General features: G+C 72.7%; 17 protein-coding genes. 10 read left to right on the forward strand and 7 right to left on the reverse strand.

The features are described from left to right. Positions 1-45 precede the first annotated feature (45 nt). From O7635_RS03410 to O7635_RS03425, 4 genes are read left to right on the forward strand one after another with little or no spacing between them, the layout of a single operon-like run. A complete protein-coding gene (locus tag O7635_RS03410) occupies positions 46-1,203 on the forward strand; it encodes a GNAT family protein (protein WP_278078941.1) in 1,158 nt (385 codons plus the stop codon). Continuing rightward, on the forward strand, positions 1,200-2,312 hold the full coding sequence (locus O7635_RS03415; protein ID WP_278078942.1) for a GNAT family N-acetyltransferase: 1,113 nt from the start codon (positions 1,200-1,202) through the stop codon (positions 2,310-2,312). The genes O7635_RS03410 and O7635_RS03415 overlap by 4 nt, the downstream gene beginning before the upstream one ends. A 44-nt stretch (positions 2,313-2,356) precedes the next feature. After that, on the forward strand, positions 2,357-2,779 hold the full coding sequence (locus O7635_RS03420) for a hypothetical protein (protein WP_278078943.1): 423 nt from the start codon (positions 2,357-2,359) through the stop codon (positions 2,777-2,779). 1 nt (position 2,780) lies between these two features. Then, a complete protein-coding gene (locus tag O7635_RS03425; protein WP_278078944.1) occupies positions 2,781-4,199 on the forward strand; it encodes a glutathionylspermidine synthase family protein in 1,419 nt (472 codons plus the stop codon). On the opposite strand, the gene raiA is transcribed toward O7635_RS03425, so the two are convergent. The 5 genes from raiA to mtrA all read right to left on the reverse strand — a co-directional run bounded on the left by raiA (position 4,188) and on the right by mtrA (position 9,942). Continuing rightward, the gene (raiA, locus tag O7635_RS03430; RefSeq protein ID WP_278078945.1) at positions 4,188-4,835 is read right to left on the reverse strand and encodes a ribosome-associated translation inhibitor RaiA; all 648 of its coding nucleotides are present in this window, start codon (positions 4,833-4,835) and stop codon (positions 4,188-4,190) included. The genes O7635_RS03425 and raiA overlap by 12 nt on opposite strands. Before the next feature lie 252 nt (positions 4,836-5,087). Beyond that, entirely contained in the window at positions 5,088-5,777 is a 690-nt protein-coding gene (locus O7635_RS03435) for a ComF family protein (protein ID WP_278078946.1), read from the reverse strand. Between the two features lie 4 nt (positions 5,778-5,781). After that, on the reverse strand, positions 5,782-7,548 hold the full coding sequence (locus tag O7635_RS03440; protein WP_278078947.1) for an LpqB family beta-propeller domain-containing protein: 1,767 nt from the start codon (positions 7,546-7,548) through the stop codon (positions 5,782-5,784). Beyond that, a complete protein-coding gene (gene mtrB, locus O7635_RS03445; RefSeq protein WP_278085355.1) occupies positions 7,548-9,158 on the reverse strand; it encodes an MtrAB system histidine kinase MtrB in 1,611 nt (536 codons plus the stop codon). The genes O7635_RS03440 and mtrB overlap by 1 nt, the downstream gene beginning before the upstream one ends. A gap of 94 nt (positions 9,159-9,252) precedes the next feature. Next, complete coding sequence (gene mtrA, locus O7635_RS03450; RefSeq protein ID WP_278078948.1) at positions 9,253-9,942, reverse strand: MtrAB system response regulator MtrA; 690 nt, start codon at positions 9,940-9,942, stop codon at positions 9,253-9,255. 170 nt (positions 9,943-10,112) lie between these two features. Here mtrA and O7635_RS03455 point away from each other — a divergent pair, with 170 nt between their 5' ends. Genes O7635_RS03455 through O7635_RS03475 form a run of 5 tightly spaced genes read left to right on the forward strand, consistent with a single transcriptional unit; the run spans position 10,113 to position 15,271 of the window. Next, entirely contained in the window at positions 10,113-10,979 is an 867-nt protein-coding gene (locus O7635_RS03455) for a hypothetical protein (RefSeq protein ID WP_278078949.1), read from the forward strand. After that, on the forward strand, positions 10,976-11,569 hold the full coding sequence (locus tag O7635_RS03460) for a DUF4129 domain-containing protein (protein WP_278078950.1): 594 nt from the start codon (positions 10,976-10,978) through the stop codon (positions 11,567-11,569). Before O7635_RS03455 ends, O7635_RS03460 begins: the two co-directional genes overlap by 4 nt. Then, positions 11,566-12,990, forward strand: a complete 1,425-nt coding sequence (locus O7635_RS03465) for a DUF4350 domain-containing protein (RefSeq protein WP_278078951.1) — start codon at positions 11,566-11,568, stop codon at positions 12,988-12,990. Before O7635_RS03460 ends, O7635_RS03465 begins: the two co-directional genes overlap by 4 nt. Continuing rightward, positions 12,987-13,964, forward strand: coding sequence for a MoxR family ATPase (locus O7635_RS03470; RefSeq protein WP_278078952.1), 978 nt, complete (start codon positions 12,987-12,989; stop codon positions 13,962-13,964). Before O7635_RS03465 ends, O7635_RS03470 begins: the two co-directional genes overlap by 4 nt. Before the next feature lie 2 nt (positions 13,965-13,966). Beyond that, positions 13,967-15,271: a DUF58 domain-containing protein gene (locus O7635_RS03475; protein ID WP_278078953.1), complete on the forward strand. Its 1,305-nt coding sequence runs from the start codon at positions 13,967-13,969 to the stop codon at positions 15,269-15,271. Here the strand turns inward: O7635_RS03475 and O7635_RS03480 are convergent. After that, positions 15,268-16,194 carry an RDD family protein gene (locus O7635_RS03480; protein ID WP_278078954.1) on the reverse strand — a complete coding sequence of 309 codons (927 nt, stop codon included), beginning with the start codon at positions 16,192-16,194 and terminating at the stop codon, positions 15,268-15,270. The two genes, O7635_RS03475 and O7635_RS03480, sit on opposite strands and share 4 nt — an antisense overlap. A 24-nt stretch (positions 16,195-16,218) precedes the next feature. Between O7635_RS03480 and O7635_RS03485 the strand changes: the two genes are divergently transcribed. Then, on the forward strand, positions 16,219-17,340 hold the full coding sequence (locus tag O7635_RS03485) for a stage II sporulation protein M (protein WP_278078955.1): 1,122 nt from the start codon (positions 16,219-16,221) through the stop codon (positions 17,338-17,340). Between the two features lie 382 nt (positions 17,341-17,722). Here O7635_RS03485 and efeB read toward each other — a convergent pair whose 3' ends face one another. Continuing rightward, positions 17,723-18,991, reverse strand: a complete 1,269-nt coding sequence (gene efeB, locus O7635_RS03490) for an iron uptake transporter deferrochelatase/peroxidase subunit (RefSeq protein ID WP_278078956.1) — start codon at positions 18,989-18,991, stop codon at positions 17,723-17,725. Between the last annotated feature and the right edge of the window lies 1 nt (position 18,992).

Here is an 18,992-nt window from a genome sequence, read left to right on the forward strand (position 1 = left end):
GAAATCCGGTTATGCCCCAGCAGAAGTGTCCGGCAGGATGACCGCGTGGAGCCACCGAAGATCATCACGGACGGCCTGGTCATCCGGGCGTGGCAACCCGACGACGCGGCCGCTGTCGACCGCGCGTGCCAAGATCCGGACATCCAGCGCTGGACGACCGTTCCGGTGCCCTACCGCCGCGAGCACGCCGACTTCTTCGTGGGCGAGTTCACCACGGCGGCTTGGCGCAACGGCACGACGGCGCCGCTGGGCGTGTTCGACCACACCACCGGCGAGCTGGTCGGTTCGTCCGGTCTGGTGAAGATCAGCGGCGACCAGGCCGAGGTCGGCTACTGGACGGCGCCCTGGGCCAGGGGGCGCGGCGCGGCCACCGCCGCCACCCGCGCGGTGGCCCGGTGGGCGCTCGACGAGCTGGGCGTACGGCGGCTCGTATGGCGCGCCGAGGTCGGCAACCACCTGTCCCGGCTGGTCGCCCTCCGCTCCGGCTTCACGATCGAGGGCATCGCCCGGCACGACCTCGAGGACCGTGACGGCACCCGGCGGGACGCGTGGGTCGGCTCACTCCTGCCCGGCGACCCCACCGACCCAGACACCGCCGCGCCCGGCTCGGCCGAGGCCCGCCGCGCGGTGACGTTCAGCCGGCCGCAGCCGGAGCTCTTCGCCGCGACCCGCGACGGGGAGATCAAGCTGCGGGCCCTGGAGGAGCGCGACGTCGACCCGATCGCGGAGAGCGCCAACGACCCGGAGGCGGTGCGCTGGACGACGATCCCGCACCCCTACGAGCGCGCCCACGGGGAGAGCTTCGTCCACGACTACGCCGCCGGGGTGTGGCTGCGCGGCACGGGCGCCGTGTTCGCGATCGGCGATCCCGCCGACGACGCGTACGCCGGGGTCATGGAACTGCGCCTGCACCCCACCCGGCCGGCGCTCGCCGACGTGGGCTTCATGGTCCCGCCGCAGGCGCGCGGTCGTGGTTTCGCCCCCGCCGCGCTGGCCGCCATGTCCGCCTGGGGCTTCACCGCGCTCGGCCTGCACCGGATCGGCTGGTGGGCCAACGTCGGCAACGAGGCGTCCCGGCGGGTCGCCGAGAAGGCCGGTTTCACCTTCGAGGGCACCAGCCGCGGCTACCTCGACCACCGGGGCGAGTGGACGGATGCCTGGACGGCCGCGCTGCTGGCGTCCGACGGAAAGGCTCAGCGATGAGACGGGAACCCATCGAGCTGCCGACGGTACGGCTGCGCGCGCTGCGGGACGACGACACCGACGACGTCGTGGCCGCTTGCAACGACCCGCTGATCCAGCGGTTCCTGCCGGCCCTGCCGCGGCCCTACACGGCCGAGCACGCGCTGACCTGGATCCGGGACGACGCGCCGTGGGCGGCCGGCGGCGCCAGCTGGGCGATCGCCGACCCGGCCAGCGACCGGCTGGTGGGCACGATCGGCGTCCACCACGTCGACCGCGACCGGATGCAGGGCGAGATCGGCTATTGGGCGGCGCCGTGGGCGCGCGGCAAGGGGCTGACCACCGAGGCGACCCGGGCGACCGCCGAGCGGGCGTTCGCCGACGGCTTCGAGCGGCTCGAGATCCTGGTCGACCTGGCCAACCCGCGGAGCGTACGGATCGCGCTGGCGGCCGGGTTCCGGCCCGAGGGCACCCGCCGCGGCGCGGCCCGCAACGCCGACGGTTCCCGGCGCGACGTCGTCGTGTTCGCCCGGCTTCCCGGTGACAGCGCCGCCCCGGTCGACCGGCTCCTGCCCGACCTGCCCGGCGGCCAGCTGTCCGACGGCGTCGTGACGCTGCGGCCGGTGCGCCCCGACGACGCCGGCTTCTACCACGAGCTGTTCAGCACCCCGGACATCGTCGCGTCCCACGTGCCGCCGGTGGCGCCGGACCTCGAGGAGCTCCAGCTGCGCTGTGCCCGCGCGGAGAGCCGCTGGCTGCTCGGCGAGCGCGCCGACCTGGTGATGGTCGACACCGCCACCGGCGCGCCGGCCGGCGACATCGGCCTCTACTACCAGGAGCCGATGACCGGCCAGGCGATGATCGGCTACTGCGTGCTCCCGGCGTTCCGCGGCCGCGGGTTCGCCCGCCGGGCGAGCGTGCTGCTGGCCCGCTGGGTGTTCGCCGACACCGGCATCGCACGGTTGATCGCCGGTACCAACCCGGCCAACGCCGGATCGCAACGGGTGCTCGAGTCGGCCGGCTTCCTGCGCGAGGGCTACCAGCGCCGCCGCCTGCCGGGCCTGGCCGGCGGCCGGATCGACGACGTCCTTTGGGCCCTGCTGCCCGGTGATCTACCCGAGAGCAGCTGAACGGACATCGCCGGGCTTGCGGGTGTCGATTAAGGTGAGCCCACTTGGCAGCGGGGACCTGGGAGATGATGATGACTGCTCGGCGGCGCAACACCGCGCGCGTCGTGCTGGGCGCCGCGTTCCTCGGCCTGGCCGCCGGTGGCACCGCGGCCTGCGACTCGGCCGACGACGACCACACCTTCTACTGCGTCGACCAGAACGACACGATCGTCGACGAGGACGACTGCGACGACGACGGCGACGGCCGCGGCGGGTTCTTCTTCTGGGCGCATTCGCCGCGCTACAAGAAGGGGCTCAAGCCCGGCGCCAAGCTCCCCTCGGGCGGTTCGAAGTTCGCCTACAACGACGCGGCGCAGCGCTCCGCGTGGGGGCTGCCGGCGACCGGCCGGGTCAGCAACGGCACGGTGAAGTCCAACGTGGTCGGCAGCGGCGGCGACGGCTCCAGCAGCAAGTCGTCCGGCGGCTGAGGTGCGGCGGGTCGCGCACGGTGCACAGCGGGCGGAGTGGGAGCAGGCCAACGCGTCGCTCGGCCTGACCTACAACGCCACTCCCCTGGCCGACGGCCGGACGCTGTCCTACTGGCGTGAGGGCCCGTTCTACGACTTCGACCTCGACGAGATCCTGGCGCTCGAGCGGGCGGCGACCACCCTGCACCGGATGTGCGTGGCCGCCGGCGACCACATCGTGGCCGGGTGTCCGCGCCGGGAACGCGCCGTCCGTCGCGAGGCCTACCTCTCGGCCGAATGCTGGCCCGACACCTGCCGGATGGCCCGGATCGGCATCCCGGAATACGTGCACGAACAGGTGATCCGCACCTGGTTCGACGGCGACAAGGACGCGTGGACGCACGCCGACAAGGACCTGTTCGGGGCGCACGCGCACGCGCCGCAGGCTCCCGACTACTCGCCGAGCGTCTACGGGCGGTTCGACCTGTGGTACGCGGGCAAGGGCAGCACACCGAAGCTCCTCGAGTTCAACGCGCAGACGCCGACGGCGCTGCTGGAGAGCGCGGTGGTGCAGTGGTCGTGGCTGGAGCAGACCGGCCAGACCCACCACCCCGAGCGGCAGTGGAACGCGGTCCACGAGCGGCTCGTCGACGCGTGGCAGCGCAACATGGCCGAGCTGCGGGCGGCCCGGCCGTGGCTGCCGGAGCGGCCGACGATCTACTTCGCCTACGAGACGAGCGAGACGTCCGGCGAGGACCGGATGAACGTCGCCTACCTGATGGAGACGGCCAACCAGGCCGGTTTCCCGACCGAGCTGATCGCGATGAGCCAGATCGGTGTCGACGAGGTCGACGGGACGATCCGCTTCCAGCGCGGCCAGTTCGAGGTCGGTCCGCAGATCGACGTGATCTTCATCCTCTACCCGTGGGAGTGGCTCTGGCACGAGGAGGGCGGCCGGGCGATCTTCCGCAACATGGCCGACCCGACCAAGCGCGGCACCGTCTGGATCGAGCCGCCCTACACCGCGGCGCTCTGGTCCAACAAGGGCCTGCTGCCGGTGCTGTGGGAGCTGTTCGGGGACAAGCCCGAGGGCGAGCTGCTGCTGCCGGCCTACTTCGCCGACCAGAAACCCGCGACGATGACCTCGTACGCCAAGAAGCCGATCTGGTCCCGTGAGGGCGCCAATGTCGAGCTCGTGCGCGACAACGTGCCGTTGGTCGCCAACGGCGGCGACTACGGCGCGGAGGGGTTCGTCTATCAGGAGCTGCGCGAGCTGCCGTCATATCCCAGCAGCGACGGCGTCTGTCACCCGGTGCTCGGCGTGTGGCTGGTCGACGGCGAGCCGGCGGGGATGGGCATCCGGGAAGGAGTGGGCGTCGACGGGCTCATCACCCGCAACGACGCCCACTTCGTCCCGCACACCATCGGGTCACACCTGTAGCGAGATGATCCCGTAGTCGTATCCCTTGCGGCGGTAGACCACGCTCGGCTGGCCGCTTTCCTTGTCGTTGAACAGATAGAAGTCGTGTCCGACGAGCTCCATCTGGAAGAGCGCGTCGTCGACGGTCATCGGTTCGCCCGGGTGCTCCTTGACCCGCGCGATGTGCCAGGGCTGATCGTCCTGCTCGTCCTGCTCCAGCACCGCGTAGCGTTCCGCCGGGTCGTCGAGCACCGCCGTGCCGGCCGACTTCTTGGACTGCGCGGGAAGCACCGGCTCCGCCGCGTAGGGCAGGGTCGCCGTGTGCTCCGCGACGGAGACAGGCGGGCGACCGCGGTGTACGCGCCGCCGGTCGGCCGCCCGGCGCAGGCGGCTGTCGAGTCGCGTGATCGCCGCGTCGAGGGCGGCGTAGAAGTCGGAGGCGCAGGCCTCGGCGCGGACCACCGGTCCGCGGGACGCGCAGGTGATCTCCACGCGCTGGCAGTGGTCGGATTGGCGCGGATTGCGCTCGTGGAATAGTTCGACGTCGACTCGGATCAGCTTCTGGTCGTAGCGCTCGACCTTCGCCAGCTTGTCGGCGACATGGATCCGGAAATGGTCGGGCACCTCAACGTTTCGGCCCTTGACGACGATGTCCACGCGTTACCTCCCACAACTTCTCTGAGCTGATTGCGGTGGTGTTGGGAGTCGGCAACGCCGTGAGCTCATGACCCTGGGCATCGACCGACCGGACGGTGCGCCTCCTTTCGGATGCGGGTCCCCTCGAGGCTTGGACCACAGTCCTACCCCGGTGAATTTCACGCTAACGCCCGTTGGCGTCTCAGTCACCCCCTGTCAGGCCGAGGGCTCGGAGAAGTTTCGCCCAGTGGGCGCGATCGGGTGAAAACGGCCCTACTGAGGGTGACGCCTGCGTGTCGCTGCGAGTACGGCGGCGCCGTCGACCGGTATGCCGGACCGGAGCAGCACCGCGGTCACCGCCGCGAGGGTGGCGCCGGTGGTCACGATGTCGTCGACGAGGACGACCGCTCCCCCGTTCGCGCGCGACCTGGTGCGGCGCGGTTGGAAGGCTGCCGCGGCCGCAATTGCCCGCTGGGCACTGTCGAGGTGGGTGTGGTCCGGTTTCGGCAGCGCCCGCAACGGTTGCGCGACCGTCGCCGGCCAGCCCGCGCGGCGCAGCGTTCTCGCGGCGCGGTCGGCGAGGCGGCGCATGTGGTCGCCGTGGCGCTCTCTGATCGCTGACGCGGTGGACGGGACCGGGATCAGCGTCACCGGGCGGCGGACGCCACCCGCGGCCAGGGCGACCGCTTCGGCGAGCAGGGTGCCGAGCGGGGTCGCGAGGGTTACGCGGCCGCGTTCCTTGTAGGCCAGCAGGGCCTCGCGCAGCGGTCCGGCGTAGTCCCCGACCGCGGTGCACGGCGGCAGACCAGCGGGTGCGGGATTCGGCCGGGCGGCGTGTGGCCGCAGGGCGGCCAGGGAAGCGGCGCAGTCGGCACAGGCGCCGCGGCGGAGCGGGACGTGCGGCGTGCGGCAGCCGGCGCACTCGGCCGGCAGCACCAGATCGGCGAGCGCGGCGAGAACCACGGGCTCAGTAGATGAAGAAGGGTGCGGTCGGCTGGTCCTGCTCGTCCGTTCCCGGCGAGGGGTTGCTCGGCACGCCGGCCAGGCCGGCGCGGGTCAACTTGGTCGACCCGCCGCGGGTCAGCCAGGTCACGTTCTCCGCCTCGTAGAGCACCGTGCTGAACCGGCCGAGGGCCGTGCTCTCCGGATAGGCGGCGATCGTCGTGATCTGGCCCTGCGCGTCGACGATCCGCTCGACCCTGCGGGCGCCGTCGATCGTGACGTCGTAGATCGACAACCGACCCTCGTCATCGGTGCCCCCGACGGCGAGCGCCGTCTCACCACTCCAGGCCACCGCCGTCATGGCGTCCAACGGTTTGGCCACGGGCCACGCTTCCGAAAGGCTCACGTCGTCCTGGTTGTTGACGACCGGCGCGACGTAGAGCCGGTCGCTGGCGATCAACGCGATGCGCTGGCCGTCCGGCGCGGCCGCGACATGGGTGATCCCGGCCGGCACGCCCTTCGGAGAGAGCTTCGCGGGTCGCTGTCCCGGGCCGAACTTGTAGAGACCGCTGTCGGTGATCACCAGTGCGGTTCGCGACCGTGGGATCCACACCGGAGGCGAGACCGGCCTGACGCCGGGAACCGCGGTCCACTCGGCGATCTGGCCGCCGGCCACAGCGGTGCCGAGCCGCAGGTCGCCCGCCCTCGTGACAACGGCGGCGTCCATGCCGTCGTCGTGCCGGTTGAAGGCCGCCGAGCGTAGGTTCTGGTTTGCCGCGCTGGTCACCGGCGGATCGACGGACGTGCCGGCCAGCGCGCGGATCCGGCCGTCGAGAATCGTGTAGGCGTGCTCGTCCGGCCCAACCGGGTACGGCATCCGATGCAGCAGATCCTCGACGTTGTACGGCTCCGCCAACGCCTGGCCGTTGATCTTTAGCTGGAGCTTCTGAGGCTGAACCAGGTCCGGGCCACGAACCGTCCAGGCCGCCTGCTGGGCGAGGAAGTCCTCGGCGTTGTTGTCGACCGCCTTGGGTGACCAGTTCATCGTCAGCTGGCCGTTGTCGATCGGCGCGTTGATGAGTAGCTTGCTGCCCTCGGGCAGCGCCTGCGCCACGTCGGCGACGGACGGCGACGGACCGTTCTCGATCATCTTCAACAGCTCAGTCGGGACCCGGTCGGCGCCGACCTCCCGGGGCAGCCAGCGCAGATCGGGCACGAGCGCGCTGCGGTCGCTGTTCCAGAAGTAGACGGTGCGATCGGTGTAATAGGTCGACAGGACGTTCACGTTGAGCAGCGGCATCGGCGGCGGGACGGCCAGCGAGTAACCGCCGATCGTGGGCTCCGGATTGACCTGCAGGAGGTAGGTCTCCGTGCCGCGCGTGGGCGGGAGGATCTCCCCATTGGCGTTCAGGACACCCAGGTGCGTGACCGTGAGCTTGACCTGACCGCTTTCCCGGTTGATCTCAGGAGTGTTCCGCAGCCGAACCAGGGCAACACCACTCTTGAAGTTGATGTTGTCGGCCTTCCCCTGGCTCATGTAGTCCTGCACGCGGTGTTGGCTCCGCTCGAACTCGCCCGCCGGTGCTTCGAGGAAGTTGCGGACGAACTCGTCGATGCTGCTCGCCTCGTCGCGTTCGGGGGGCGGTTGGGCGGTGCTGGTCTGCGCGCCGGCGCCCTGCACCGGGCCCGCCTTCTCCACCTTGACGTCGGAGTGGTCGGGGATGCCGCAGCCCGCGACCAGGCCCGCCGCCAGACCGGCCACGGCCACGATCCCGGCGAACCGGCGCCGCATCATGGCACCTCCGCCGGGACCGCTGTGATCGCGCGGGGCTGCACGGGCGCGGCCACCGCGGGCACGTCCGCGTCTTCGGGCACCAGCCGCACCGGCGACGTGGTGAGCCGGTCGCCGGCCCGCACCGGCAGCGTCAGCCGGAACTGGGCGCCCTGGCCGGGCGCGCCCCAGGCCTCCAGCCAGCCGCCGTGCAGGCGGGCGTCCTCCAGGCTGATGGACAGGCCCAGACCCGTGCCGCCGGTCTGTCGCGCCCGCGACGGGTCGGCCCGCCAGAACCGGTTGAAGACCAGCTTCTCCTCGCCGGGCTTGAGGCCCAGGCCGTGGTCGCGCACCGCTACGGCCGCCGCCGTCCCGTCGGTGACCAGCCGCACCACGACGGGCTTGGCCTCGGCGTGTTCGACGGCGTTGCCGACCAGGTTGCGCAGGATGCGTTCGACCCGCCGCGGGTCGGCCTCGACGATCACCGGCGAGTCGGGCACGTCGACCCGCAGGTCGACCGCACAGCGCTCGGCCAGACCCCGCAGCGGCTCGACCGCCCGGTGCACCAGCGGCACGAGGTCGGTGGGCTCGGCGTCGAGCATGGCGAAGCCGGCGTCGTAGCGGCTGATCTCGAGCAGGTCCGTGAGCAGGCTCTCGAAGCGGTCGAGCTCCGTCTGCAGGATCTCCGCCGTCCGGGTCACGTCGGCCGGGAACCGCTCGCGCTCGGCGAAGATCAGGTCGGCGGCCATCCGTACGGTGGTCAGTGGGGTGCGCAGCTCGTGCGACACGTCGGACGTGAACCGGCGCTGCAGGCGTGACATGTCTTCCAGGCGGACGATCTGCCGCTGCAGGTTGGCGGCCATCTGGTTGAACGACGCCGCGAGCAACGCCAGGTCGTCTTCACCGGAGACCACCATCCGCTGGTCGAGCAGGCCCGCGGAGAGCCGCTGCGCGGTGCGGGCGGCGATCCGGACCGGCCGGACGACCAGCCGGGTGACCAGCGCGGAGAGCAGCCCGAGCAGGAGTACCAGGGTCGCGCCGGTGGCGAGCACCGTGGTGTTGATCTGGCTGGCCGCGGAGTCCTGGGTGCTCAGCGGCTCGACGTAGTAGAGCTCGACCTGGCCGAACTTGGTGCTGACCGGGGTGCCCTTGACGAGGTATTTCGCGGGGCCCGCGCCCAGGTCGGCGGATCGGATCGCGGTGGCCTTGTCGCCCCGCTCGACGGCCTGGGTGATGTCACCGGTGAGCACGCCGGAGATGTCACCGGGGCGCGACTGCACCGTGGAGATGTCGATGAAGCTGTCGGCCTTGACCACGACCAGGCCCGAGCTCGGGTCCTGCGCGTCACCGCCACCGAGATAGAAGACGACGTCCTGGAGCGTGCCCTGGACGTTGGGCTCGTAAGGCTTGCTGAAGACCGCGAGCTGCTCCCGGGTCCAGGACTGGCCGTAGTCCAACTGCGCCGACAGGTTCTCCTCGGCCCGGTTGAGCAGGATCGTCGAGCTCCGGTAGGCGACCACGTAGGCGAAGACCGCGACCAGCAGGCTCGACACGACCAGCGTCAGGGTGACCACGCGGACCTGGAGCGAGCGCCGCCAGGTGTGTTCGATGGTCACCAGGAAGAGCGTCAGCTGGCGGACGAGCCGACCCCAAAGGACCCGGGCGTCGGCCCGGGCCTTACGGAGGACTTCGTCGAGTGACGCTCTGCTCACAGCGCAACCCAGGTTATCCGGTGCCGGCCTTGTAGCCGACGCCACGGACAGTGAGGATGATCTCGGGCCGCTCGGGGTCGGGCTCGATCTTGGCGCGCAGGCGCTGGACGTGCACGTTGACCAGGCGCGTGTCGGCCGCGTGGCGGTAGCCCCAGACCTGCTCGAGCAGCACCTCGCGGGTGAAGACCTGGCGCGGCTTGCGGGCCAGGGCGACCAGCAGGTCGAACTCCAGCGGGGTCAGCTTGACCTCGTCGCCGTCGCGGGTGACCGTGTGGGCCGGCACGTCGATGGTGATCTGATTGCCGGGCGGGCCGATGGTCAACATCTCCGGCGCGGCGTCCTCGCCCCGGCGCAGCCGGGCCCGCATCCGGGCGACCAGCTCCTTGGGCTTGAACGGCTTGACCACGTAGTCGTCGGCGCCGGACTCGAGCCCGAGCACCACGTCGACGGTGTCGCTCTTGGCGGTCAGCATGACGATCGGGACGCCGGACTCCGACCGGATCGACCGGGCGACGTCGATGCCGCTCATCCCGGGCAGCATCAGGTCGAGCAGGACGATGTCGGGCCGGTTCTCCCGGAACGCGGACAAGGCTCGCTCGCCGTCGGCCACGAACGAGGGTAGGAATCCCTCACTGCGCAGCACGATGCCGAGCATCTCCGCCAACGCGGGGTCGTCGTCCACCACCAGAACCCGGGCTCTCATGGCACCAATATTCCATCCGCGTTCATCGCGGTGTGACCGGCCGGCCGGGGGATTATCTGGACCGACCCGGTACGCGGTCCCCACAATTCGGTCGTTCGGCGCTCTTCCGGGCCACCGGGTACGCAATATCCCCCACTCCGGTCCCCGAGCGTGACCTGCGCCATGCCACGATGACCGCTATCCCGCGCAGCCTCCCGGAGCCGACCCTGGACACGTCCGCCATCCCCCGGCGCCCCCTCACGGTGGGCGAGCTGCTCGACGCCGCCCTCCTGGTGCTCCGGGCGCACGCGCTGGCGCTGCTCCCCCTGGCCGCGGTCCTGGCGATCGGGGAGCAGCTGCTGCTGGCGCCCCTGCGCGACTGGGCCAACCTCTATCTGACCGACGTGGTCGACCCGTTCCGCTGGCTCGACGAGGACTTCGGCCCGGTCTGGACCGTCCTCTGCGTCGGCGCGGGCTGCGAGGCGTTGATCATCGCGCTGGTCGCCGCACCCGCCGCCCGGGCCGCCGGCGCTCTGCTGCTCGGTCGGCCGCTGCCCACCCGGGCGGTGGTCGACCCCCGCGGCCTGCGCCCGATCGCCACGACCGCGCTGGCCGTGTTCGCGGGCCTGACCGTGGCCACCGCGTCGTTCGCCGGCCCTCTGTGGGCGGTCGGCCTCGGTTTCACCGCCTTGGCCGTGCCGGTGCTGGTGGTCGACCGGGTCAACCCGTTCCGCGCGATCGGCCGCGGCATCAAGTTGGCCGGCCGCTCGGGCGCGCGGGCGCTGTGGATCCTGCTGGTCGCCTACTTCACCTGGTGGCTGATCCGGGTGCTCGTCGGCACCGGCGGCGGCAACCTGCTCTCCCAGCTCGTCCCCCTGCCCGACGAGGCGATCGGCGTGCTGCTCGTCGGCATGCGGGTCGCGGTCAACACCCTGGCGTACGCCGCCCTGGCCTGCCTGGTCGCGACCCTGCACCTGGAGACCCGGTTCCGCACGGAGGGCCTTGACATCGCCCTGAGCCGGGGCCTGCACGCCGACCCGCTGGCGGTGCGCCGATGAGCGGCTTCGCGCGCTGGTGGACGGAGTCGGTGGCGGCGGTGGGCGACGTGCTGTCGCTCGGCTGGCTGCTGCTCATCCTGCTGGCGCTGGCCGGCGTCGTGGCGGTGGTCTGGACCCACTGGGCCCGCATCCGCCGCTTCCGGTTCCGGCCGGCATGGTTCACGCGCCGCGCGCGGCCGAGCCAGCCTCCGACGCCCGAGGAGGCTCTGCAGGACGACAGCGAGCCCGACGCGCTGCCCGACCTGCCGGCCGCGACCTTCCTGTCCCGGGCCGACCGCTATGCGGCGCAGGGCCGCTGGGCCGAGGCCGTGCGCGAGCGGTTGCGCGCGGTGGTCCGGTTGCTGGTCGACCGCAAGGTGATCGACCACCATCCAGGATGGACGGTCACCGAGCTGGCCTCGGCCGCCGGCCAGCGCGCGCCGGCCACCGACCGCCCGCTCGGCGCCGCGGGCCTGATCTTCTCCGACATCTGGTACGGCCAGAAGCCCGCCACCGCCCACGACGACGCCACGATGAGACAACTCGCGTCCGATGTGGACAAGGCCGTCACCGGCGCCCGGGTGCCGGCGAGCCGGCGGGGTGAGGCATGACGGTGCGCGCACCCGGCCGCCGGGCGGCCCTGCTCCGTGGGCTGCGGCGCACCCGGCGCACGACGATCCCGTTCGGGCTGGCCCTGCTGGTGGTGCTCACCACGGTGGTGGCGCACGCGATCGACACACCCGACACCGGCGACGCCGACTTCCTCTCGCCCGTCAGCGAAGCGGGCATCGGCTCGGCCCGGCTGGCCGACGCGGTGCGCGAACGCGGTGTCACCGTGGTCCGGCACACCGATCCGCGCACCGCGCTGACCGACTCCGCCGGCGCGACGCTGTTCGTGCCGGCCGCCGAGTTCCTCGACGCCCAGACCGCCGAGATGCTTGAGTCGCTGCCGGCCGACACCCGGATCGTGCTGGTCGACCCGCCGGCCCGCACGCTGCAGGGCGCCGGCGTCCCGTTGACCCGCGCCCAGCGGCGGTGGGCCACCAGGGCCGAGCCGTCCGGCGGCTGCCGGATCCCCGGCGTCGAGCAGACCGGCGACGTGGCCGCGCGCCGCCAGGCGTACGCCGTGAACCGCTCCCGTGCCTTTGACGCGTGCTATCGCGCCAGCGTGTTCCGGTTCAGCTATCCGCAGGAGATCGTGGTCGTCGGCGCCACCGATCCGTTCCGCAACGACCGGCTCGCCGAGCACGACAACCGGGCCTTCGCCGCCGGTCTGCTGGCCACCCGGCCCCGGCTCGTCTGGCTCGACCTGCACGAGCGCTACACGCCGCCGGAGCCGCCACCGGGGACCGGCCCGCCCGACGACTACCGGACCGACGACGGTCAGCCGGTGGATCCGGGTGAGGGCTATCCGGCGCCGCCGGAGGGCGACCGGTCCGGCGCGCGCGACGGTGACGGCAGCAGTGATGACGGCGAGAGCGCCGCCGGCGGCGACAGTGCCTCGTTGACCGACGCGTTCCCGCCGTGGGTGTGGGCGATGCTCGCGACGCTGGGCGCCGCGCTGCTCCTGCTGCTGCTCTGGGCGGCCCGGCGCCTCGGTCCCGCGGTGAGCGAGCCGCTGCCGGTCGAGGTGCGCTCCGGCGAGACGGTGCTCGGCCGGGGACGCCTCTACCAGCGCGCCAAGGCCCGTGGGCCGGCGGCCGAGGTGCTCCGGCGGGCCGCGCTGCGCCGGATCGAGCCCGCGCTCGGTCTGGAGCCCGGCCACACGCCGACCGACGTGGCCGAGGCCGTCGCCGCCCGCACCGGCCGCGACCCCGACCGGCTCGGCGCGCTGCTCTACGGTCCCGAACCGACGCACGACGACGAACTGCTCGACCTCGCCCGCGGCCTCGACACGGTGGCCGACGAGGTGGGCGGCGTGCCCAGCCGCGACACCCAGCCCGGCGGCGCCGGGCCCGACACCCCGCCCGGCCACGCCTGGCCTGGCACCCAGCCCGGCGGCGCCGGGCCCGACCAAGGAGAACCACGGTGACCCTCGCCGCCGGACCGACCGCCGAGACCGATCCCCGGGTGGCCCTGCACCGGCTTCGGGCCGAGATCGCCAAGGCGGTGGTCGGCCAGGACGCGATCGTCACCGGTCTGCTGATCGGGCTGCTCACCCGGGGCCACGTGCTGCTGGAAGGCGTACCCGGAGTCGCCAAGACCCTGCTCGTCCGGGCTTTCGCGGCGGCGCTCGACCTCGACATGAAGCGGCTGCAGTTCACGCCCGATCTGATGCCCGGCGACGTGACCGGTTCGCTGGTCTACGACCCGCACGGCGCCGCGTTCACGTTCCGCCCGGGCCCGGTGTTCACCAACCTGCTGCTGGCCGACGAGATCAACCGGACGCCGCCCAAGACCCAGTCCGCGCTGCTGGAGGTCATGGAGGAGCGCCAGGTGTCGGTCGAGGGTGTGCCCCGGCCGCTGCCCGAGCCGTTCCTGGTGATCGCGACCCAGAACCCGATCGAGTACGAGGGCACCTACCCGCTGCCCGAGGCCCAGCTCGACCGGTTCCTGCTCAAGCTGGCGGTCCCGCTGCCCAGCCGCGACGACGAGCTCGGCGTGCTGCGCGCCCACCACCAGGGCTTCAACCCGCGCGACCTGGCCGCCGCCGGCATCCAGCCGGTGGCCACCGCGGCCGACCTGGCCGCCGGGCGGGAGGCGGTCGGCCGTGTCGGTGTGGTCGACATGGTGCTCGGCTACATCGTCGACCTGTGCCGGGCCACCCGCGTCTCCCCGTCGCTGGAGCTGGGCGCCTCGCCCCGCGGCGCCACCGCGCTGCTTGCCGGGGCCAAGGCGTGGGCCTGGATCTCGGGCCGCGAGTACGTGACGCCCGACGACGTCAAGGCCGTGGCCCGGCCGACGCTGCGGCACCGGGTGCGGCTGCGCCCCGAGGCCGAGCTCGAGGGCGTGACCGTCGACCAGATCCTGGACGCGGTGCTCGGCACCGTGCCGACCCCGCGCTGACGATGGTCACCTGGCGGAGCGCCCTGCTGCTCGGCGTCGCCGCGCTCACCATGCCGCTGTGGGCGGCGCCGTGGTGGGCCGCCGCGGCCGCGGGCTTCCTCGTGCTCGCAGCGTCCCTTGTGGACTTTCTGCTGGCCGCCCCGCTGCGCGACCTCGCACTGGACCGCAACGGCGACACCACTGTCCGATTGGGACAGTCGGCCACCGTGCGGCTGCGGTTGCGCAACAACGGCCCGCGTACGCTGCGCGCCCAGATCCGCGACGCCTGGGTGCCGTCGGCCGGCGCGGTCACGCCGCCCGAACGCCTGACGGCGCCACCGGGCGGCAGCGCGACCCTGGCCGCGGAGCTGACCCCGACCCGGCGCGGCGACCGCCCGGCCGTACGCGTGACCGTGCGCTCCCACGGCCCGCTCGGCCTCGCGTTCCGCCAGCGCGCCGAACGCCCCGCGACGCCGCCGTGGCGGGTCCGGGTGCTGCCCCGATTCGCCTCGCGCCAGCTGCTGCCCGAGAAGACCGCGCGCCTGCGGGTGCTCGACGGCACCATCGTGACCCGCGGCCGCGGCCAGGGCACCGAGTTCGACGCGCTGCGCGAGTACGTGATCGGCGACGACGTGCGCTCGATCGACTGGCGGGCCAGCGCCCGGCGGTCCGACGTGATGGTCCGCACCTGGCGCCCCGAGCGGGACCGCCGGGTCGTCTGCGTCCTCGACACCGGCCGCACCTCGGCCGTCCGGATCGGCGACGAGCCCCGCCTCGACGCCGCCATGGACGCGGCCCTGCTGCTGGCCACGCTCGCCTCCCGGGCCGGCGACCAGGTCGACCTGCTGGCCGTCGACACCGCCGTGCGCGCCTCCGTCTCCGGCGCCGGCCGCCAGGTGCTGCTGGCCCGACTGGTCAACGCGCTGGCCCCCCTGCAGCCCGCGCTCGTCGAGACCGACTTCGAGCTGGTCGTCGGCGAGGTGCTGCGGCGGGAACGGAAGCGGGCGCTGATCGTGCTCTTCACGGCACTGGAGCCGGGCGCGCTGGGCGAGGGGCTGCTGCCGGTGCTGCCGCGGCTGGTCGCCCGGCACAAGGTCGTCGTCGCGGCCACCCACGATCCGCTGCTCCGCGAGCTGACGACGCGGCGGGCGGAGACGCCGGCCGACGCGTACGCGGCCGCGGCCGGACACCGCGCGCTGGCCGAACGCGACCGGGTGGCGGCGGCATTGCGCCGCGGCGGCGTCGAGGTGGTCGACGCGCCCGCCACGGAGTTCGCGAGCGCGGTCGCCGACGCGTACCTGACCCTGAAGGCGAACGCCCGCCTCTAGGAGAGGCGCGAGGCCGTCGTTGGCCAGGCCAGCGGCGGCGTGTCGTCGGAGTAGGGGACGCCCGGGCGCACCAACGGCGCGGTCTCCGGTTGCGCCGGCGACAGATCCGGCCAGATCGCGTTGCTGACCGCGCGGGCCCGCCCGAGCCGGTCGCGGGCGCGCCGGTGCCGCTCAGCGATCACCGCGGCCAAATAGGCCCAGCCCGGCACGTTCGGCGGCGCCGGCGGGGTGGTGACGGCGGCGATTTCGGCGGCCAGCTCGCGGCCGAGCTCGGTGCGCGCCGGCTCCCGCAGCTCCCGGCCGCGGGCCAGGAAGTGCCGGACGGCCAGCGCCAGCTCGTCGGACACCCCGGTCAGGTCGAGCGTCCGGGCCCAGCCGGCCAGCTGCGGCGGCATGCCGGGCACCCAGCCCCAGGTCGCCGGCGTCCGCTCGTGGATCACCATGGTGCCGGCCACGAGGTCGCCGAGCCGCTTGCCGCGCGGGTTGCCGAGCATCGTGGTCAGCGCCGCGACCCAGGTGACCGGCGGCAGCAGCACCCCGGGCCATTCGGCGGCGACCCCGACGAGGCTGCGGGTCAGCGCGTGCCGCAGCCGCACGGGCCCGCCGTCGTCGCGGACCACCCGCAGGCCGAGCGCGGCCTTGCCGAGGGTGCGCCCGCGCCAGAGCGTCTCGCAGGTCACCGGGTAGCCGACCAGCAGCAGCACCGTGCCGACCACCGTGATGCCCTGCAGCGACGCGTCGTCGAACTCGAACGGCAGAGTCGACATCACGAGCGTGACGAGGGCGAACAGCGCCACGGCGATGATGAACATCGCCATCAGGTCGAGCAGCAGCGCGGTCATCCGCGAGCCGGCCCGGGCCGCGCGCACCTCGAGCTCGACGGCCTCGCCGATTACCACCCGGTCGACAGGTTGCGCGGTCACCCGCACAGTGAACACTATGAGCGCGTGGATCTCGACGCCTACGTAGCCGAGCACAGCGCGCAGTGGCGCCGCTTGGAGCAGCTCTCCGGCAAACGCCGGCTCACCGCGGCCGAGGTCGACGAACTGGTCACCCTCTACCAGCGCACGGCGACGCACCTGTCGGTCGTGCGCAGCCGTACGCCCGACCCTGCCCTGATCGCCCGCCTCTCCCGCCTGGTCCTGGCCGGCCGCGCGGCGATCTCCCCCGGCCCCCGTATGCGCCTGGCGGACGTCGGCCGGTTTTTCACGGTGGGTTTCCCGCTCGCCGCCTACCGCGCGTGGCCGTGGTGGAGCGCGGTCGCGACCGGCTTCACGGCGCTGAGCTTCTTCCTCATGTACTACACCGCCGCCCACCCCGAGGTCGCCAGCGCCCTGATCGGCGACGAGGCCGCGCGCCGCCTGGTCGAGACGGAGTTCGCCGCCTACTACTCCGAGTACTCGCCGCAGACGTTCGCGTTCTCCCTGTGGACGCACAACGCCTGGCTGTCGGTGCAGTGCCTGGCCTCCGGCGTACTCATCCTCCCGGTCCTCTGGCTCCTGTGGAACAACGCGCTCAACATCGGCCTGAGCGGCGGCGTGATGATCCAATATGGCGAGGCCGACCAGTTCTTCAGCCTGATCACCCCACACGGCCTCCTGGAGTTGACCGGCGTCTACGTGGCCGCCGGCGTCGGCCTCCGCATCGCCGGCGCCTGGATCCGCCCGCCACGCCACCTGAGCCGCACCCGCTCGGTGGCCACGGCCGGCCGCGAAGGGTTGCTGGTCGCGATCGGCCTGGTAGGCCTGTTCGCGGTCTCGGGGGTGATCGAAGCGTTCGTCACGCCGTCGCCGCTGCCACCGGCCTTGAAGATCGCCATTGGCGCGCTGGCCTGGTTGGGCTTCCTGGGTTATGTGGTGCTGTTCGGCTCGTCGGCGGCGCAGGCGGCTCGGGTGCGGGCGGCCGCGGAGGAGGCGGCCGCGCGCGCGGCGGTGCTCGGGGAACGGACGGTCGAACTGGCCATATTGGACTCGGGTCCGTCGGGGGCGCGACCGTCGCTCCCGCCAGACCACGGGCCGGTCCCTGGCGGGCCCGTCCCTGCCGGGTCCGCCGCCGCAAGACCTAACTGACCCCGAGCCGCGGCCACGCTTTCGAACAGCGCCTCCGCCACCACCGCCCACTGGGAGACGCGCCGCGCGCACGGGCTCGCCGTGTGCATGCTGCGGCCTTGCGATGACCGCACGCCTTCCCTTCGCCTGCACCAGGTCCGACGCCGTGGCATTCACATTGGCACCGTCTGCTCGTGAACCTTCTGGCCTGCCGACGGTACTCACGTGCATGGACGGATCTGTCACGCGCAGCGGCGCCGGCGGTGCTCATCGCGGCGGCGCGCTGGCCATTTGCTGGGATAGGTCAGCACGGCTGGCCGCACGCTCCGGTGCGCCAGCGAACGGCCGCCCGGTCGCTCAGCGGATTCGCGGCCGGCCCGGCCGCGCCGGACGGGGTGGGGCGTCACTCGAAGAGGGTGCGGCCCCAATAGTCGCCGGCGTCCGTCACGCCCGGCGGGCAGGCGAACAGGGCGCTCGAGACGTGCCGGAGATATTCGTTCATCACGTCATGGCGCGCCAACTGCAGCTGGATCGGCACGAACTGCTTGTGCGCGTCGCGCTGGAAGGAGATGAAGAACAGGCCCGCGTTGAGGCGGCCCAGCCCGTCCGAGCCGTCGACGAAGTTGTAGCCGCGGCGCAGCAGCCGGGCCCCGCCGTTCTGGCTGTGGTGGGCCAGCTTCACGTGGGCGACGTCCGCGATCGCCGGCTTGTCGTCGGCGCCCTTGATCGTGAAGTCGAGCTCGTCGAACTCGTTCTGCCGGCCGAGCGGCGCCCCGCTGCCCTTGGCCCGCCCCACGATCTCTTCCTGCTCGCCGAGCGAGGTGCGGTCCCAGGTCTCGATGACCATCCGGATCTTGCGCGCCACCAGATAGGTGCCACGGTCCATCCAGGACGCACCGTCGCCGCCCTTGGCCCACAGGTGCTCGTCGAGCAGCGCGGTGTCCTCGGCCTTGAGGTTGGCGGTGCCGTCCTTGAAGCCGAAGAGGTTGCGCGGCGTCGCCTGGTCGCGCGACGTCGACGACGTCCGCCCGAAGCCGAGCTGCGACCACCGCACGCTGACCACGCCCATGCCGATCCGGGCCAGGTTGCGGATGGCGTGCACGGCGACCTGCGGGTCGTTGGCGCAGGCCTGCACGCACAGGTCACCGCCCGAGATCTCCGGCTGCAGCGCGTCGCCGGGAAACTTCGGGAGGTCCGCGAGCGCGGCCGGGCGCTTAGCGGCGATGCCGAAGCGGTCCACACCTTGGGCGTCGCGGAACAGCGACGGGCCGAAGCCGACCGTCAGCGTCAGCCCGGCCGGCGGCAGGTCGAGCGCCTCACCGGTGTCGTCCGGCGGCGCCTCCGGGATCCCGTTGACCGCGCCGATCGTGCCGGCGTCCTTGCCCGCGGTCATCCGGGCGGCCGCGGCCGTCCAGTCCTGGAGCATCGACACGAGCCGGTCGCGGTCCTTCGTGATCACGTCGAACGCGACGAAGTGCAGCCGGTCCTGGGCCGGCGTGACGATGCCGGCCTGGTGCGCGCCATAGAAGGGGACCGCGCCGCTGGCCGCCGACGGCACCGTTTCCGGTTGCGAGTCGGCGGCCAGCACGGCCGTCGCGCCGGCAGCGGCGCCCGCGATGCCGGCCACACCGACACCCGCGATCGTCATCGCCTGGCGACGAGAGATGTTCATG

Origin of the sequence: Asanoa sp. WMMD1127 (assembly GCF_029626225.1) — a bacterium.
Classification (GTDB): Bacteria; Actinomycetota; Actinomycetes; order Mycobacteriales; family Micromonosporaceae; genus Asanoa.

Bases quoted from the DNA above. Each gene is read 5' to 3' on its own strand.
- O7635_RS03460 (WP_278078950.1), top strand. From the start codon at position 10,976: ATGAGCGGCTTCGCGCGCTGGTGGACGGAGTCGGTGGCGGCGGTGGGC.
- O7635_RS03440 (WP_278078947.1), bottom strand. From the start codon at position 7,548: ATGCGGCGCCGGTTCGCCGGGATCGTGGCCGTGGCCGGTCTGGCGGCG.
- O7635_RS03455 (WP_278078949.1), top strand. From the start codon at position 10,113: ATGACCGCTATCCCGCGCAGCCTCCCGGAGCCGACCCTGGACACGTCC.
- O7635_RS03465 (WP_278078951.1), top strand. From the start codon at position 11,566: ATGACGGTGCGCGCACCCGGCCGCCGGGCGGCCCTGCTCCGTGGGCTG.
- efeB (WP_278078956.1), bottom strand. From the start codon at position 18,991: ATGAACATCTCTCGTCGCCAGGCGATGACGATCGCGGGTGTCGGTGTG.
- O7635_RS03475 (WP_278078953.1), top strand. From the start codon at position 13,967: ATGGTCACCTGGCGGAGCGCCCTGCTGCTCGGCGTCGCCGCGCTCACC.
- O7635_RS03415 (WP_278078942.1), top strand. From the start codon at position 1,200: ATGAGACGGGAACCCATCGAGCTGCCGACGGTACGGCTGCGCGCGCTG.
- mtrA (WP_278078948.1), bottom strand. From the start codon at position 9,942: ATGAGAGCCCGGGTTCTGGTGGTGGACGACGACCCCGCGTTGGCGGAG.